General features: G+C 53.6%; 11 protein-coding genes. 5 read left to right on the forward strand and 6 right to left on the reverse strand.

What is annotated here, in order from left to right; translation table 11 throughout:
* Nucleotides 1-153: 153 nt before the first annotated feature.
* From pulA to ACFO3I_RS00385, 3 genes are all read right to left on the reverse strand, one after another.
* Complete coding sequence (gene pulA / locus ACFO3I_RS00375) at nt 154-4131, reverse strand: pullulanase-type alpha-1,6-glucosidase (RefSeq protein WP_377330795.1); 3978 nt, start codon at nt 4129-4131, stop codon at nt 154-156.
* Between the two features lie 56 nt (nt 4132-4187).
* Complete coding sequence (locus tag ACFO3I_RS00380; RefSeq protein ID WP_377330797.1) at nt 4188-7103, reverse strand: TonB-dependent receptor; 2916 nt, start codon at nt 7101-7103, stop codon at nt 4188-4190.
* 180 nt (nt 7104-7283) lie between these two features.
* On the reverse strand, nt 7284-8909 hold the full coding sequence (locus ACFO3I_RS00385) for a methyl-accepting chemotaxis protein (protein ID WP_377330798.1): 1626 nt from the start codon (nt 8907-8909) through the stop codon (nt 7284-7286).
* Between the two features lie 168 nt (nt 8910-9077).
* Here ACFO3I_RS00385 and ACFO3I_RS00390 point away from each other — a divergent pair, with 168 nt between their 5' ends.
* The 4 genes from ACFO3I_RS00390 (at nt 9078) to argA (ending at nt 12808) form a co-directional block, all read left to right on the forward strand.
* The gene (locus tag ACFO3I_RS00390) at nt 9078-9491 is read left to right on the forward strand and encodes a DUF350 domain-containing protein (protein WP_377330799.1); all 414 of its coding nucleotides are present in this window, start codon (nt 9078-9080) and stop codon (nt 9489-9491) included.
* An 11-nt stretch (nt 9492-9502) separates the two neighbouring features.
* Nucleotides 9503-10075 carry a DUF1190 domain-containing protein gene (locus ACFO3I_RS00395; RefSeq protein WP_377330801.1) on the forward strand — a complete coding sequence of 191 codons (573 nt, stop codon included), beginning with the start codon at nt 9503-9505 and terminating at the stop codon, nt 10073-10075.
* A gap of 6 nt (nt 10076-10081) precedes the next feature.
* Nucleotides 10082-11233, forward strand: coding sequence for a glutathionylspermidine synthase family protein (locus ACFO3I_RS00400; RefSeq protein ID WP_377330803.1), 1152 nt, complete (start codon nt 10082-10084; stop codon nt 11231-11233).
* 255 nt (nt 11234-11488) lie between these two features.
* On the forward strand, nt 11489-12808 hold the full coding sequence (gene argA / locus ACFO3I_RS00405) for an amino-acid N-acetyltransferase (protein ID WP_377330805.1): 1320 nt from the start codon (nt 11489-11491) through the stop codon (nt 12806-12808).
* On the opposite strand, the gene ACFO3I_RS00410 is transcribed toward argA, so the two are convergent.
* Complete coding sequence (locus tag ACFO3I_RS00410; RefSeq protein WP_377330806.1) at nt 12803-13885, reverse strand: glycerol-3-phosphate dehydrogenase/oxidase; 1083 nt, start codon at nt 13883-13885, stop codon at nt 12803-12805. The genes argA and ACFO3I_RS00410 overlap by 6 nt on opposite strands.
* 131 nt (nt 13886-14016) lie before the next feature.
* On the opposite strand from ACFO3I_RS00410, the gene ACFO3I_RS00415 reads away from it, so the two are divergent.
* Nucleotides 14017-14790 (forward strand): substrate-binding periplasmic protein, encoded by a 774-nt coding sequence (locus tag ACFO3I_RS00415; protein ID WP_377330808.1) that lies wholly within the window; start codon nt 14017-14019, stop codon nt 14788-14790.
* Between the two features lie 3 nt (nt 14791-14793).
* On the opposite strand, the gene ACFO3I_RS00420 is transcribed toward ACFO3I_RS00415, so the two are convergent.
* Together ACFO3I_RS00420 and proB are read right to left on the reverse strand one after the other, a co-directional pair.
* The gene (locus ACFO3I_RS00420; protein ID WP_377330809.1) at nt 14794-16044 is read right to left on the reverse strand and encodes a glutamate-5-semialdehyde dehydrogenase; all 1251 of its coding nucleotides are present in this window, start codon (nt 16042-16044) and stop codon (nt 14794-14796) included.
* Complete coding sequence (proB, locus tag ACFO3I_RS00425; protein WP_377330810.1) at nt 16044-17153, reverse strand: glutamate 5-kinase; 1110 nt, start codon at nt 17151-17153, stop codon at nt 16044-16046. The genes ACFO3I_RS00420 and proB overlap by 1 nt, the downstream gene beginning before the upstream one ends.
* Nucleotides 17154-17345: the final 192 nt, after the last annotated feature.

The following is a 17345-nucleotide window of genomic DNA, read 5'->3' on the forward strand; positions in this document are numbered from 1 at the left end:
CAAAACCTTAGCTCAGCACGGCAGATTTGCCAGCCGTTTTTGCCAAATACCTGCCCTTCTGCTGTGCAATAAAGAGCTGACGGAGACCAGGCCGATCGCCGACTGAACAGCATTAAAAAGCCACTGATTTCAGTGGCTTTTTGTTCAACCTACTTACAACTTGATCACTCTGATGCTGGGGGCCGCCAGGTCTGACGCATCCAATTCAAAACTGTAGTCACCGGCCTGAGCTGGCGTCACTTTCAGATTGCCGCCTTTGCTTTGCAGTACTTTGCTCTCACCCGGCACAACCACCGCATCGGATGACCCAAAATCGATCGTGTTCCAGTCTTCAGAGGCCAGTTTAAAGTTGTACTCTTTTGCCTCCAATGTGAGGGTCGCTTTGTACAGGCCACCGCCAAATTGCATAGCGTTGGTGGTTCCCCAGCCGTTCATATCCCCCCGCACAAAGACCGTAGTTTCGCCATAAGGAGCAGGTTCAGACACCGTCAGAACCGGCGCTTCTGGATTAGAGGCATCCAGACGGAACTGGTATTGCCCTTTGGCAGCAATGCTCAGTTTCAGATTCGACGCGCCGCGGCTTAAGGTTTTCGAAACCCCCAGAGCCACCTGCTGATCAGCCGAGCCAAAGTCCACAGTGCTCCAGTTTTCCGAAGCGACTTTGAATTCATAATCGCCCGCATCCAGCTCACGGACCATGCTGTACACGCCTTCGCCGTCATAACTGAATGCATCGTCAGTACCCCAGCCATTCATCGCGCCGCGCAGGTACACTGTGGTCAACTGATAAGGAGGAATGTCCGGTGCCCCCATGGTCGCGTCAGCTTTTAAGCCCGAGCCCTGAGCACCGTGCTGAGCTTTGACAAAAACAGCGGCTGTATAAGCTGGCACAGTGAAAGTGCCTTCATTACTGCCAGCGCTAAAACTGGCCAGCTGCGCCTCTGAATCTGCCGATTGTTGCTGCACAGAGTGCAGACTGAAGCCACTGGCAGTCGGCACTGTATGTGACTGTGTAGCTGCAGTGCCGTTAATGACCACCACCAGCGCATCACAGGCCGGGTCTAAATCCGCCAGGCCCAAGCCATCGTCAATGCTCATCACAATCAGACCTGCAATGGTGGTTTTGCCGATGTTGTGGAACCCCACTCTGTCCATCACATCCTGGCCCGTGGTAAGACGGAACAACGGACTGCTCTTACGGATTTGTAAAAATTCTCTGAACACCGCAGCGGACAACTCAATTTCGGCCGGTCCGACCTGAGTGGCTGGATTGGATGCAACAGCAGCTATGGTCGACCAACTGGCTTTATTGTCCTGCGCCAGCGGTAAGCCTACATTCCAGTTATTGCTCTCTTTACTGAAATCAACAAAGTTAAACCAGTCCCCGGCATCGTAGCTATTGCGGTCCAGTGATTTGGAACGTAATAAATCATCGCCCATTTGCAGGAACGGAATACCCTGGCTCAGCAGCGGAATAGCTAACGCTATGTTATTCACCCGCACCCGGTTTTCCAGACTCAGGGTCACTCCGGCGTTATGCAGCTCCAGCTGCAGCTTGTCCCAAATGGCTTCATTATCGTGTTTGGACACATAGTTAATAATGTCAGCCGGGTCTGTGGCATAACCGGCCGGTTGACCATTCCAGCTGATGCCGGACGCCGTCCCTGTATTGCCGCGATAATCTTTCAGCAGATAGTCTTTTAAGGTACCGGCCAGACCAATTTCAATGTAGTTTTGTTGCTGCAATTCAGTGGCTGTGCCCTTGCCATTAAATAGCGCAGCGCTGCGAACCGCGTCACGGATCCTGTCGTTAAAAGTACCCACTTCGGTGCCAGCCATATTGGCCTGCCGGGCCTGCACAAAAAGCCGATCGTCCGCCACTTCACCAAAGTTCCAGCCTTCACCATAGAAGTAGGTATCTGGATCGACCGCCCGCACCGCGTCGCGGGCCGCCAGAATCCCGGCCTTCGGATGGTGACCCATAATGTCGAAGCGGAAGCTGTCAAAGCCATATTCTTTCGCCAGCAGCACCAAAGAATCTTTCACAAACTTATCCATCATTTTGTGTTCTGTCGCGGTGTTTTCACAGCAGGTCGAACGCTCAATAGTGCCGCTGGTCGGGCTGTAGCGGTGGTAATAGCCAGGCACCACTTTATCGAACACCGAGTTGTCAAAAACGCCGGATGAACTGGTGTGGTTGTACACCACGTCCAGCACCACACGCAGGCCCAAACTGTGCAAAGCCTGATTCATCGCCCGCATTTCTTTGATCCTGGCCACGCCGTCCGGGTTAGAAGAGTAGCTGCCTTCCGGCACATTAAAGTGGTGTGGGTCATAGCCCCAGTTAAAGCCGTCACTACCCCGCATGGCCTCCACCAGCGCCTGCGCCCGTTCGCCAGAAGGCGCATAAGATTTCAGCACGTCCAGCAGCACAGTGGCCGCATTCTCTTCACTGCACACAGCGGCGGTCGGTTTAATTTTGCATAAGGCGCCTACGGTATCGGTCAGCTCGACGCGTTTAGTGCTGTCTTCATTCACTGTGGCCATGTCGGCCGCCGGCAGCATGTGGAAATGCGTCACGCCACTGTCGGCCAGAGCTTTTAAATGCTGCACAGGCGCACTCTGGCTTTCGGTAAAGGCCAGATACTTACCCCGGTTAGCCACAGAGACTGAGGCATCACGGATACTGAAATCGCGGATATGACCTTCGTAAATCACGCTGTCTTCCGGATTTGTCACTACAGGTACTTCATGACCATCCCAGCCGGTGGGTTTCAGATCGGCATCTGCGAGGTTCACAAACTGACTGTAACGCCCATTCAGCGCCAGACTCACTGAATAAGGGTCTGTGCTTTCATAGGTTTCTACTTTTTTAGTCGCCGGATGGTACACCGTGATCTCAAACCGATAGAACTGCCGGTCCAGGCTGCTTTTCGCGCCACTGTAACTCCAGACGCCTGTCGCAGTATCCAGCGTCATCGCTTGAGTCGCTGTCAGTACCTTCTGAGCGTTATAGACTTTTAATTTCACCTCACGCGCGGTGGGAGCCCATAACGAGGTTTTAATGGTGCTGTCGTAGCTCAGGCCTAAAGTGGCTTCGTCTGCATCGTTGCTGCCTTTGGTGTAGAGGTCATCCAGCACTTTGGCGACTTGCACATAACTGGCGGCGCTCAGTTGGTTATCGGCATCATAAGCGGCCAGCACCAGCTGGTTCTTCACCAGTGTTTTGACCTGCTCAGCCGTCAGGTTATGGCGGTAGGCATGCCAGCTGCCTAAATGCGGCACCAGGGCCCGCTGTTCATCTGTCAGGGCTGTTTCTTCCAGCAGGACGGCCTGGCCATTCAGTTTGCTGTCGCTGTCGATAGCCAGGTCGGCTTTGTCGGAGTAGTGCAACTGCACTTTGCTGGCAATGGCTCTGTCGACATTCCACAGCAAGGTGCCGGTATCCAGCCAGTGTGCGGCGGAATCCGCGATCGACACGCCCAGAGACAACAGCGGGTACTCAAAAATCGAATTGACGCCCGAGAAGGTAAAGGCCATCCGGGCGAACTTCTCGACCTCTTTTGGTCCCAAAGGCAGCTTTTGATCGCCACCGCCCATTTCTTTGCCGGCATCATCTGTGCCTTTATGGATAATAAAGTTACCGCAGGCCCCTGCGGTGCCGGCATAACCGGGTTTTAGTTCCAGAATCCAGTAAGCACCGTAGTTAGGGTCCTCCCCGCTGATCACCAGACCATTGTCCCAGGACGGCGCCACAGAACTGTCCTGATAGGCACTGCAGGTATCATTATTCCAGGTATGTAAGCGGTAGCCGTCATAATTGGCATCTGCTCTTTTATAAAATAAAACGGCCTGCGTACTACCGGGGAACAGCTCAGGTTCTGGTGCATTTGGGTCCACACCCACCACACAGCTTTCATTTTTTGCATCAGGTACTGTGGGTGCCGGGCATTTGATCGGCGGAGGGTCAATACAGGCCGTGCCCGCAGCATTAGGGATTTGTGGCACATTACAGGTCAGCAACTTGGTGCCGCCTTCAACAGAGTCTTCGCCACCGCCACCACAGGCGGACAACAACAACGCTGCACAGCCAAGCAGGCTGAGTTTCAGCATTTGAGTCAGATGTAACATTTTTCTACTCCAATTCGGTTTTTCAGCCCGCGCACAGCAGGCTTGCATGATCAGTGTCAGAACACGTAGTTCGCACCCAGGAAATACTGCCGGCCAAAAAACTGAATAGTGCCGGTATTGGTTGGGGTGCCGAAGTAACTTTTGGTCGGTTCATCGGTCAGGTTATTCACCTGAAACAACACGCCGAACTGATCGTTGATTTGATAAGACGCCTGGTAGTCCAGCACGGTTTCGCCGTCAAAATTCACCGTCTGCGCTTCCACCGCCACCTGTTCAGAAACAAACTTGTCGCGGTAGCGCGCACTGAGCCGGGTTTCAAAACCCTGGTACTCCCAGAACAAGGTGGCCGTCGCAACATTTTTCGACAGGCCTGGCAAGGTAATATCAATAGTCTGAGCCCCCAGACTGACCTGCTGCTGAATTTCACTTTCGGTGTAGGAATAACTGCCACTGAAGCCTAAACCAGACCAGAACCCCGGCAGAAATTTAAACACCTGGGTATACGCCAGTTCGGCACCGCGGATATAACCACCGTTTTCGTTGTTGACCGCCGTGGTGTAGTCACCGGGTTTGGTGCTGACCGGAGGCAAACCATCCGGATTTCCAGGTTCGGTGCCCGGCACATAAGCCGGGATAGGAAAACCGGCAGCAGCGAAATCAAAGTCCGTAATGGTGAAGGTATTGATAAAAGACTCGATATCTTTGTAGAACAATGCAGCGACAAAAGCCCCATCGGAATCCTCAAAGTACTTCTCATAAGAAATATCGTACTGAGTGGCGTAAAACGGCTTTAAAAACGGGCTGTTGGCACTGGAGCCATTCACTTTGCCGGTAATAGCGTCAATGGTGTAACTGGTGTTGGACGCCAACCGGTCAATAGGCGGACGTGACATCACTTTGGCCGCCGCAAAGCGGATTTGATCCGAATCGGTCAGTGCAAAGTTCAGGTTCAGCGACGGCAGGTAATCGGTGTATTTCTGGCCAATCACCCCGGGTTTATACCGGGTGTTGACCAGGCCTGCTTCATCCATAATATTCTGCGCGCCCAAGGTGGCGTCGCCGCCGACATCGGTCAGATCTGTGGCTAACTGCTCGGTTTCCACCATCCGGACGCCAATATTCCCGGTCACGGGCAACCCCAGCAGCTCAGTGTCAATATTGGCCATCAGGTAGGCCGACAGCACATTTTCATAGACTTCGCCACTTTGCAGTACGGACCAGGCCGTATCCGGCCCACCTGTCACCCTCTGCTCCGGCAGAATCCCTGTGTTGCCTGTGCCCCAGGTTTGCACTGGTTGTGGCACCCCTTGTGGAAACCAGGCATTCAATGCTTTTTGCTGATCAATGGCCAGGTAGCTGGGGAAATGGCTGAACGCGCCGCTGAAGTTCACCACCTTCACCATATCCTGGGTCAGCTTCAGTGGTGGCTGGGATGACAGAAACATGCCATCAGAGCCATATTCAAACACGGAGCGGTCATTGGAGTAATCTCGCTCTGAATAGCGCACCCCAGCTTCAAACGCACTGAGGAAGTTATTATCCAGCCGGTACTTACCATCCAGCTTATAGGCATTGACTTCATCTTCGTTCAGGTAAGGGTAAATGCCATATTTACTGACCATCACCCGGTTGATGTCGGTAAAGGCTGCTTCCTGGTTAAAGCCGACTGAAGGCAAGCTTAAACCGTTCAGCAAATAACTGATCGACACATTGGGGTCAACCACGGGGACGGCGGCGTTGGCATCTTCGGCCACCAGCGACCAGAGCAGGCCATTACGGAAATTACTTTTCGCCGCCGAATGCGACAGGTCAAAATTCAGCGTCAGGTTGTCAGTCGCCTCAAAGTCGGCGTTAAAGCCAAGGCTTAACACTTCGTCATTGTCGGTATTGTCGTCGTTGACCAGCTCAACCCTGGTGTTGCCATTGGTCTTGCGGTTGATGGTGCCGCCCACCAACATATTGTTTTCAATCACCGGATTGCCGATAGCGGCATTGGCGCCGTCAAACTTCACACGGAAACCACGGGCAAAAGCTTCAGTGTCAAACTTGGATAAAAAGGCATCGGCCTTTAATGTCAGTTTGTCGGACGGCACCCATTCCAGTGCGGCCATATAACCGTTACGGGTTTCTTCACCGCCGCGGTGCTGCATTTCAAACCCTTCGCTGATCAGCTCATTCGGCTCCGCTTCGGCCGCACCATCAATATCGGCCTCTGCGTTGTAGGCAAAGCCGACAAACTGAGTGGAGACACTCGGCTGGAACAAACGGGCATACCCCAAAGCCAGCCCCAAAGTTTCGTCGAGAAACTTGCCCTGATACGACAGGCTGAAACGGTGACCATGTTCGGTGCCATCGGGAATTTCATTGGCCCTATCGTTCAACATGCCACGCAGATTCACTGTGACATTGTGGTCTTTTTTTGCTGCCAGCGGACTGGTGGTTTTCAGCTCGACGGTGCCTGCGACGCCGCCTTCGATCAGTGAGGCTTTTGGCGACTTGTAGACTGCCGCTGAACTGATCAGCTCCGACGGGTACTGATCAAACTCGATATTGCGCTGACCGCTGGTCGACACCTGCTCACGGCCATTGAGAGTGGAAAATACAAAACCACCCGCCATACCACGAATGTTAATCTCGGACGCCTGGCCACCGGTACGCACGGCTGAAATACCGGGTAAACGGGTCAGCGCGTCGGCCATCGACACATCAGGCAAGGCGCCTAAATCATCTGCAGAGATAGCCTCCACCACAGTGTCGGCAAAACGTTTGTCATTTAATGATTTGATCAGACTGGTAGAAAAGCCTTTGACTTCAATGACCTCTACCTGTTCTTTTGATTTATTGCTGTTCGCGCCTGAGTCGGCGCTTTGCTGCTCTTGCAGTTGCTGACTGGCCTGCTCCGCACTGAGCACAGTGCTGAAACCGGCAGCAGCAAAAGCAAGCGTCAGTACACTGAGCTTGCGGTATGTCATGCCTGTTGTCCCCGTTGACTATTGTTTTTATTCCGTTACAGCTGGAACTATTGTGTTATTGATCGTTGTCCGGGTTATTTATTGACCAGCACTGGAAGGCTCACAAGATGAATACGTATTCAGTGGTGCAATCAGACCGCCAACATTGTGCAGCGACGATCTGTTGCACCAAAACAAGGCTCAGACCTGATACATAGCCGCCTGCTGTTGCAACCGGGCAGCCAGTTGCGACAAAGAGCTGCTGGCGTCGGCACTGTGGGTGGCGCTGCGGCTCATATCCGCAATACTGACACTGAACTCACTGATATTCTTATTGATATCTTCCGCCACTATGGTTTGTTGTTCAGTTGCAGCCGAGATTTGCACGTTCATATCGACAATGGTTTCCACCGAGCTTTTGATCTCCTCCAGCACAGACGCCGCTTCAACAGCGTTGTCGACACTTTCACCGGCATAACGGCCACTTTGCGCCATGGCACTGACGGCTTCCAATGCCGACTGCTGCAAGGTATCGATCATTTGTTTAATCGACTCAGTCGCCTGCTGCGTATTGGTCGCCAGGGTACGGACTTCATCAGCCACCACAGCAAAACCACGACCGGCTTCACCGGCCCGAGCCGCCTCAATCGCCGCGTTCAGCGCCAGCAGGTTGGTTTGGCCGGCAATGGTCTGAATCACCGCCAACACCGAGGTAATTTTCTCCGACTCCAGCTTCAGTTGTTCAATCACAGTACTGGCACCTTGCACCACAGTGGACAGCTGCTCAATTGAGGCTTTGTTTTGCTGCACCTTCTGATAACCCGCCTGAGTGCGATGATCGGCATTGGTCGCCTGCTCCGAGGTCAACAGTGCGCTATTGGCCACTTCCTGAATAGCGGCCGACATTTGATTAATGGCGGTGGCAATCAGGTTGACCTGCTGCTCCTGTTCAAAGGCAGTGCCGCTGACCTGCTGGCTGATTTGGCTCATTTGCTCCGACGCCGCCGCCAGTTGCGACACGGCGTCAGACAACTCACTAAAAAATTGATGCACCCGGCTAATGGTCAGGTTAAAAGCACTGGCCGTCTGAGCTATTTCATCCTGTCCTATCACCTCGGCCCGCACCCGCAGGTCAGATTTTTCACCGACGACGCTAATCGCACTTTGCAGTGACGACAGCGGATGGTGGATGGAGCGATAAATCAGGAAACTTAATGCCCCCAACAACACCAGCACCATCAATAGGGCCACCACAAACAGCTTGATAAAGAAGTCGTAGCCCGACTGCGCCTGCTCTTTGAATTTGCCGGCTTCCAGCAACTGAATATCAATCAGCTTGGCCAGCGTTTCGCTCAGCGGGTCAGCACTTTGATACAGGTCATGGTTAAAGGATTCCGCTGGCATCGCCAGCAACTCACCATTGTCCAGCTGGCTCAGATAACCCTGCAGCTGGGCACGGAACCGGCGGATTTGTTCACTGGCTTTAGTGGCCAACTGCTGTTCTTCCGGCGTGAGCTCCGTGGCCAGATACTGCTGCCAAATCTGATCCGCCAGCTCAATGCTGCTACTGAGTTGGTTTTTCGCCTGCTCAGGGGCCAACACGCCGCCCCGGGCTTTATGCAACAAATCCACCGCGCTGACCGCGTAGGCATCCGACACCTGCTTGATTTGTTTTAGTGGTACGACCCTATCCAGATAAATACTGCTGGCTCCTGAGCTCAGTACTTTCATTTCATACAACGAAACCGCGCTAATCAGCACCAATACCAATAAAGGCACGCTGACCAGCACCAACAATCTGAGTTTGACAGAAAACGAATTTAACATAGCAACCCCTTTAACAAATCAGTAACTTAGCTCGACTAACATCCTATTCAGCATAGTTGAGTTTCGTCGTTGAACAGGCGGTCGCCGAAAAAAGAACAGCCCCCGCGGTTGCCTTTTTCCGGGCTTTTCCGGATCATCGAAGCAATTCCAACAGAGAAGGACCTGAGAATGAGTGACACCCTGCTTGCTTCGATTGCCGGATTACCGGAATTTTTAAGTTTTTTCCTGCTGGCCGTGGTGCTGGTTCTGGTGTTTTGCCGCCTCTACACCTGGGTCACTCCTCATGACGAGCTGGCCCTGATTAAAGACAATAACGTTGCGGCCGCCGTGGCGTTTGCCGGCGCACTGATTGGCTTTGCCCTGCCGTTATCCAGCGCCATTACCCACTCGCTGTCATTAACAGACTGTGCTATCTGGGGCGCCATTGCTCTTTTGATTCAGGTAGTAACCTTTGCTGTGGTGCGCTTTGCGCTGAAACAATTACCGCAGCGTATTCAAAATGGTGAGCTGGCTGCAGGGGTATTTTCTGCCGGCTGTTCAGTCGCTATTGGCCTTATCAACGCAGCCAGCATGACGTACTGAGGATGTATCCAATGAAACAAAAACTGTTAAAGCGCAGCAAAAAAGCAGCGCTGGTGATGATGGTTCCTACCGCCACCATCTTAATGGCTGGCTGCGGTGAAGAGCCTGTGCAAAGCGCAGTGTTCGAAACTGTCGATCAGTGCGCCGCCTATTACAACCCGGAGCAGTGCAAAGCCGATCTGGCGCAAGCCACAGCACTGCATACGCAAGTAGCGCCTAAATACACCAGCCAGCAAGCCTGTGAGGCCGATTTCGGCGCGGGTCAGTGCGAAACCCCTCCAGCGACTCAGGCGCAATCAGGCGGCGGTTTTTTTATGCCGATGATGATGGGCTTCCTGATGGGCCAGATGATGAACGGCGGCAACAAGTTAAAACAGCCGGTACAGCCGCAGCCGCTGTATAAATCCCGTGATGATCAGGGCACCTTCCGCACGGCCAACAATACACCAGTGGCTAAAAGCACTGGCAGCACCTATCTGCGCCCGTCCAGTGTGCAGACCAGACCGGCCGGCTTAGTCAGCCGTGGCGGTTTTGGCGCTCAGGCCCAACAACGCCAGTCCAGCAGCAGTAGCTACGGTGGTTAATCCGGCATGAAGAAAATTGCCTCCACAGAGCGCCCCGGCTGGCGCTCTTATGCTGAATCCGTTGGTTTTGATTTTCATACCTTTGACGGTGAAGCCTATTGGGATGAAACCGGCTATTACCAGTTCAGCCTGGACCAGATAGAAAACGACCTGGAAGGCCCAACCGAAGAGTTGCACCAGATGGCGCTGGAGCTGGTGGCTGACATTATTGGGGATGAGCAAAAACTGTCTCAGCTGGCCATCCCGCCAGCCTTCTGGGACACAGTGCAGCAGTCCTGGCACAGCCAGCAACCATCACTGTATGGACGGATGGACCTGGTCTACGACGGTACAGGCCCGGCCAAACTGCTGGAGCTGAATTACGACACGCCTACCTCGTTATTTGAAACCGGTTTTTTCCAATGGGTCTGGCTGGAAGATCAGTTAATGCGCGGCCAGGTGCCCAAAGGCGCCGACCAATTCAACTCACTGCAGGATCAACTGGAACAGGCATTTGCCAGTTTACCTCTGGCCAATCCGCTGTATTTCGCTGCGGTCGGCAGCAGCATTGAAGACAAAGGCACAGTGCATTACCTGATGGATATTGCCCGTCAGGCTGGCACTGACAGCCGCTTTATTGAACTGGAACAGTTGGGTGCCGCCAGCGGTCAGCTGGTGGATTTAGACGGATATGCTATTGGCGGTCTGTTTAAGCTGTACCCCTGGGAATTTATGCTGCAAGAGGAATTCTCCTCAGTGATCCTGACCAGTCAGACCCAATGGCTGGAACCAGCCTGGAAAATGCTGTTGTCCAATAAAGGCATTTTGCCGCTGCTGTGGCAAAAATACCCGAACCATCCGAATTTGCTGGAAAGTCATTTCGAGCAACCAGGCCAACGCCTGGATGCTGGCTGGGTCCGTAAACCTTTGTTCTCACGGGAAGGGGCCAATGTGGAATTGGTCACCAGCTCTGGACAGCACATTGCCGAGCCAGGGCCTTATAATGACGCTGCCTTTATCCGGCAGCGGCTGCAACCCCTGCCGAAGTTTGGTGACAGCTACAGCATGATTGGCAGCTGGGTGGTTGGCAACAGTGCAGCCGGTATTGGGATTCGCGAAGATAATTCGTTGATTACCAAAGACTCTTCACGGTTCTTGCCCCATATCATTCTGGACTAAAGGTCTCCGCAGCCAAAGATGGGTTGCGGCGGCTTGCCAAATTCATCTGCAACCCGGGCTCACAACCCGTTCAGCATGAATTTACTTGCACAAAAAGTGGATAAAAAATCATTTTTTAGTTAAAGTGTGCGGCATTTTTCGCCAAGACCTTTTTCGTTTTTCTGCAGCTTTGCTAGGCTCAGGAGGCCCAGAGTTCAATGGGTCGTGAAACGAACAGAAACTTTTTACTCAACCTGATAAGGAACTACAGAGTCCGTGCGTACCACTGAACTTGTTGATGGTTTTCGCCAGTCGGCCCCTTACGTCAATGCCCACCGTGGCAAAACCTTTGTGGTGATGCTCGGCGGCGAAGCCATAGCCCAACCCGGTTTTCGAAGCATAATCAATGATATAGCCCTAATGAATACCTTGGGCATAAAAATTGTGCTGGTGTATGGTGCCAGGCCGCAAATTAATACCGCGCTGCAGGAAGCCGGTCTGAACTGCGATTACCACAACCGAATTCGGGTTACCGACGACGCGTCCTTTAAAGTCATTAAGCAAGTAGCGGGTTCTTTACAGCTGGATATTACCGCTCGCCTGTCGATGAGCTTAAGCAATACACCTATGCACAATGCTCAGATCAACGTGGTCAGCGGCAACTTTGTGATTGCACAGCCGCTGGGTGTGGATGATGGCATTGATTACCTGCACAGCGGCCGGGTACGCCGTATTGATGTCGCAGGTATCCGTCGTCAGCTCGACACCAGCGGTATCGTGCTGATGGGGCCTATTGCCGCGTCAGTCACTGGCGAAAGTTTTAACCTGACCGCGGAAGAAATTGCCACTCAGGTCGCGATTAAACTGAAAGCCGACAAAATGATCGGCTTCAACGAAGCCGGTGGTATTGTTGGCCCTGATGGCGAGATCACCGCAGAGCTGATGCCCAACTACGCCGAAAAAGTGATGCTGGAGATGGAGCAAAAAGAAGATGCCTGCACCGGCACTCTGGCCTTTTTGCATGCAGCTATTACCGCCTGCCGCTCTGGTATCCCACGCTGCCACTTGGTCAGCTTCAGCGACAACGGCGCTATGCTGCAGGAATTATTCTCCCGCGACGGTATTGGTACCCAAATTGTCACCGAAGCGGCTGAACGGTTGCGTCTGGCGGCCATTAGCGACATAGGCGGTATTCTTGATTTAATCCGGCCGCTGGAGCAGCAAGGTCTGCTGGTACGCCGCTCCCGCGAACAACTGGAGATGGAAATCGACCAGTTTACCGTGATTGAACGCGATGGTCTGATTATTGGCTGCGCCGCTTTGTACCCCTTCCCGGAGGACAATGTCGGTGAGTTTGCCTGTCTTGCCGTGCATGAACATTACCGGGATGCCGACCGTGGTACAGCCTTGTTGAAAAACATTATTCAAATTGCCCGTCAGCGTAAATACGACCGCTTATTTGCCCTGACCACCCGCAGCATTCACTGGTTCCAGGAGCAAGGCTTTGAACTGGTTGGGGTTGAAGACCTGCCAGCGAAAAAGAAACAGCTGTATAACTACCAGCGCCGCTCAAAAATTCTGGCGCTGGATTTATAACGCCTTCTGCCTGACCTGCTCCACCACAGCCCGCGCCAATGCCCGGGCTGTGGTCCATTTACCGCCAGACACCGTCAGTACCTGTTGCTGCCAATGCAACTGATACTCCCGGCTGGCTTGGCCAGCATCCTCACTGCCACCCAATAAAGGCCGCACTCCGGCAAATTCCCGCAGAATATCTTTGTGGGTGGCCGGCTGAGTGAAGTAGTGGTTATACAGGCTCAGCAGGTAATGCCGCTCCTGATCGCTGACCGCAATTTTATCCTGCAGCGACTGACGCACTTCTGTGGTACCAACCAGTGTATTGCCCTGATAAGGCAACACAAACACCAGCCGCTGCTCCTGTGGCACCTGCAGCATATGGCCATAACGGCTGACTGGTGGCAGCACTAAATGGCTGCCCCGCACCAGATCCAGCGGCGTGTCCACCCCCATGCCAGATTGCTCCAGCAGCGCATTGCTCCAGGGACCCGCTACATTCACCACCACATCAAACTGCTGCCACTGCTGCTGGCCAGCCAGCACCAGCGACCCGGCCGCATTGAGTTGCACCACCGGGCTTTGGTTGTGCAGCACGGCGCCCGCTTTACTGGCCTGTTCCGCCACCCACAGGCCCAGTTTGTAGTCATCCATCTGGCCATCAAAGAATAAATAGGCTCCCTGCAGCCCTTGTGGCCGTAGCGCCGGGGAACAGCGCAGCACCTGTTCAGGCGTCAGCCAGCGGTGACGGCCTATGCCTTTTTTGCCAGATAAAACGTCGTACAGCATCAGGCCCAGCTTCAGCTGCCAGCGCGGCCGCGCGCTGTCCTGATACAAAGGAAACAACAAAGGTAAACGTCGGGTCAGTTTTGGCGCCTTCTTCAGCCACCAGCGCCGCTCTTGCAAGGCTTCATGCACCAGACGAAATTCGGCCTGCTCTAAGTAACGCAAGCCGCCATGCAACAATTTGGACGACGCCTGGCTGGTGGCCTGCATCAACTCATCGCGCTCAAACAGCTGTACCTCAAAACCAGACAATGCCAGTTGCCAGGCACAACACAAGCCATTGATCCCACCACCAACTACTGCAACCTTCATAAGTCGACCCGCTAACCTGCTGATTTATATATCAAAGCAGAGCCTGGCTTGGTTGTCGAATAAAGCGGCGACTTGACTTTGAACTTCACTGGAGTAGTGTCATTAGTGGCGGGAGCAAGGGAGGCTGCAGAATGAGAAGTTGCATAGCGAAATACCTGGTCATGGTGACCATGCTTTGTATCGCTAGCTCCGCTACCGCGGCTCCGCTGCGTTTATACACCGAAGAGTTTTTTCCCTACAATTACAGCCTGCGTAATGAAGTCGTTGGTATTAATGCCGATTTATTAAAACAAGCCTGTCAGCTTGCCAATCTCGAGTGCCGCTTTCAGTCGCTGCCCTGGCTAAGGGCCTATGAGCTGGCACAGCACCATGAAAGCTCTGGCGTATTTTCCATAGTCCGTACTGGCAAACGCGAACGTCAGTTTCAGTGGGTCGGTCCGCTGGCCTCGTCCACCACCTATCTGTACCGGCTAAAAAGCCGGCCCGACGTCAGTCCTGCAGATTTACAGCAAGCCAAAGCCTTTGGTATAGCAGTAACCCATGGTGATTTTTTCGAGCAATACCTGCTAAGTCAGGGTTTTGTGGTCGATAAAAACCTACTGCTGGTTCAAAGTCGGCTCGACGCGGTGCCGCTGTTTCTGGCTGGCAAGCTGGATTTGCTGATTAGCTCTGATCAGGTGATTGACGGCTGGTTGCAGCCTTATGGTAAAAGCGTGGCCGACGTTGAGCCGGTGCTGGATATTTCCTATGTCGGCCAAAATTTTCTGGCGCTGAACCCTGAAATACCGCAGAAAAAAGTGCAGGCGCTGCAACAGGCGGTTGACCAGCTGCGCGCCCAAGGTTTCATTGAAGAACTGTTCCGCCAGTACAAACGGGAAACCCCACCAGCCAATTCCTTCAAGTAACGGCTAGCTGCGGACCTGCCCATCCCCCAGCACCAGGTATTTTTCGGTGGTCAGCGACTCCAGTCCCATAGGGCCATAGGCGTGCAGCTTTGAGGTGGAAATGCCAATCTCAGCTCCCAAACCCAGCTCGCCGCCATCACTGAAGCGGGATGACGCATTCACCATCACCACAGCACTGTTAATATCCCGTATAAACCGCTGTGCCGTGCTGTAATCCTGAGTACAGATCACCTCGGTATGGCCTGAGCTATGACGCTGAATATGCATAATGGCCGCTGCGTAATCCGGGACTGTTTTTACCGACAACGCCAGCCGCAGATACTCGGTATCAAACTGCTGTGCGTCAGCCAACTGGGCAGCAGCAAAGAAGCCAAGGCTCTGTGCGCAGGCAAAGACATCCACCTGCTGCGCCGCCAATGCAGCGGCGGCTTTCGGCAAAAAGTGCTCTGCAATCTGCTGATGCACCAACAAGGTTTCCAGCGCATTGCAGACACCGGGGCGCTGGGTTTTGCCATTCAGCAGCAGCGCCAGCGCTTTGTCCAGATCAGCGTCTTTGTCGACATACAAATGACAAATGCCTTTGTAATGCTGAATGACCGGAATTTTGCTGTGGTCACTGACGAAGTGGATCAGGCCTTCGCCGCCACGTGGGATCACCAAATCGATGTATTGCTTTTGCTGCAGCAACTGCAGCAATAAATCCCGGTCCGGGTCCGGCACCACAGAAATAGCGGCCGGGTCAATGCCCTGTTGCCGCAGCGCCTGCTGCATCACAGCGGCAATGGCCAGGCTGGAATGCAAAGCTTCACGACCGCCACGCAAGATCACCGCATTGCCGGATTTTAAGCACAAAGCCCCGGCATCTGCGGTCACGTTGGGCCGCGCTTCGTAAATCATCGCAATCACCCCCAGAGGGATACGCATGCGCCCCACCTGAATGCCATTGGGTCTGGTGGTTAAATCGCGAATTTGCCCGACCGGGTCTGGCAAGGCGGCCACCTGACGCACTGCAGCCGCCAGCTTCAGTAAACGCTCAGGCGTCAGCAGCAAACGGTCCAGCATGGCGTCATCCAGGCCTTTTTCCCGACCTGCCGCCATATCCAAAGCATTAGCCGCCAGAATGCTGGCCTGCTGCTCTTCAATGCCCTGCGCTATTGCTTCCAGCGCGGCATTTTTTTCTGCTTCCGTTAAACGCGCCAGCTGCAACGAAGCGGCTTTGGCCCGCTGACAAAACTCACTTACAGAAAAACTCATCATTTTGCCTCCAGCAGCGCTAAATCGTCGCGGTGCACCGCCACTTCGCTTGGGCAGTAGCCCAACACCTGAGCAATGCTCTGGCTGTGCACTCCTTTAATTTTGCCAAGCTCTGCGGTGTTGTACTGACTGATGCCTTTGGCCAGCTTTGCGCCCGCGCTGTCACACAACCAGACCGCATCGCCTTTTTCAAAATCGCCACTAACCGCAGTGATGCCTTTGGGCAACAAAGACGCGCCCCGCTCCAACACCGCTTTGGCCGCGCCTTCATCCAACTGCACTTCCCCATAAGTTTTCAGGCTATGCAGCAACCAGTGTTTTTTCGCACTGACTCTGGATAACTGCTTATGAAACAGGGTTCCGGGGTTTTGCCCAGCCAGCAAGCTGGCAAAGCTGGCCGCTTTCTGGCCGTTAATAATCAGCGTATCAATGCCCAGGCTGGTGGCCTTTTGCGCGGCCTGCAACTTGGTGACCATACCACCTGTGCCTATCTGATGATGGCTGCCACCGGCCATGGCATAAATGTCGGCACTCAGCTGATGTACATCGGTCAGCAAACTGGCAGCCGGGTTGGTTCTTGGGTTGGCGGTATACAAGCCATCCACGTCGGAACAAATCACCAGCAAGTCAGCATCCACCACGCTGGCCACCAAAGCGGCCAGATTGTCGTTGTCGCCCACTTTCAGCTCGGCCGTCGCCACAGTGTCATTTTCATTCACTATCGGCAGCACGCCATGGTCCAGCAAGGTGCGCAGGGTGTTATGCACATTCAGGTAACGACGCCTATCGGATAAATCGTCGTGGGTTAGCAAAATCTGCGCACAATCAAAGTCAAACAGATTGCGCCAGCTTTGCATCATGCGGGTTTGCCCCACTGCAGCCATCGCCTGTTTGACGTTAATCGGCAAGGGGTGATGCGGGAATGGGATAGCGGCACGGCCAGCAGCCACGCTTCCTGAAGACACCAACACCACCTCAACCCCTTGTTGCCGGCATTCGCTGATAAAATTCGCGATGGCCAGCAAGTAGCGGGTTGAACATCCTTTTGCTTCTGGTGCTATCAGCGCACTGCCGACCTTCAGCACCAGACGCCGCCATAACAACGCCATAACAGGCTTACTCCTCTGGTTAAAATTCACCCTGAGCATACTGGTTTGGACGTATATATGTCTAGCCGACTTCAGCCGGATTTTAATAGCTCCCACCACAAGGCTGAAATTCAGCCGCAATTCAGACTCTTGCCATAGACTGGTGCAAAAGGCGTGTTAGTCTGCGCCCCGAGATAACGCAAGGAGAACGGA

The sequence above is a fragment of the Rheinheimera marina genome (assembly GCF_042654345.1).
GTDB classification, from domain to species: domain Bacteria; phylum Pseudomonadota; class Gammaproteobacteria; order Enterobacterales; family Alteromonadaceae; genus Pararheinheimera; species Pararheinheimera marina.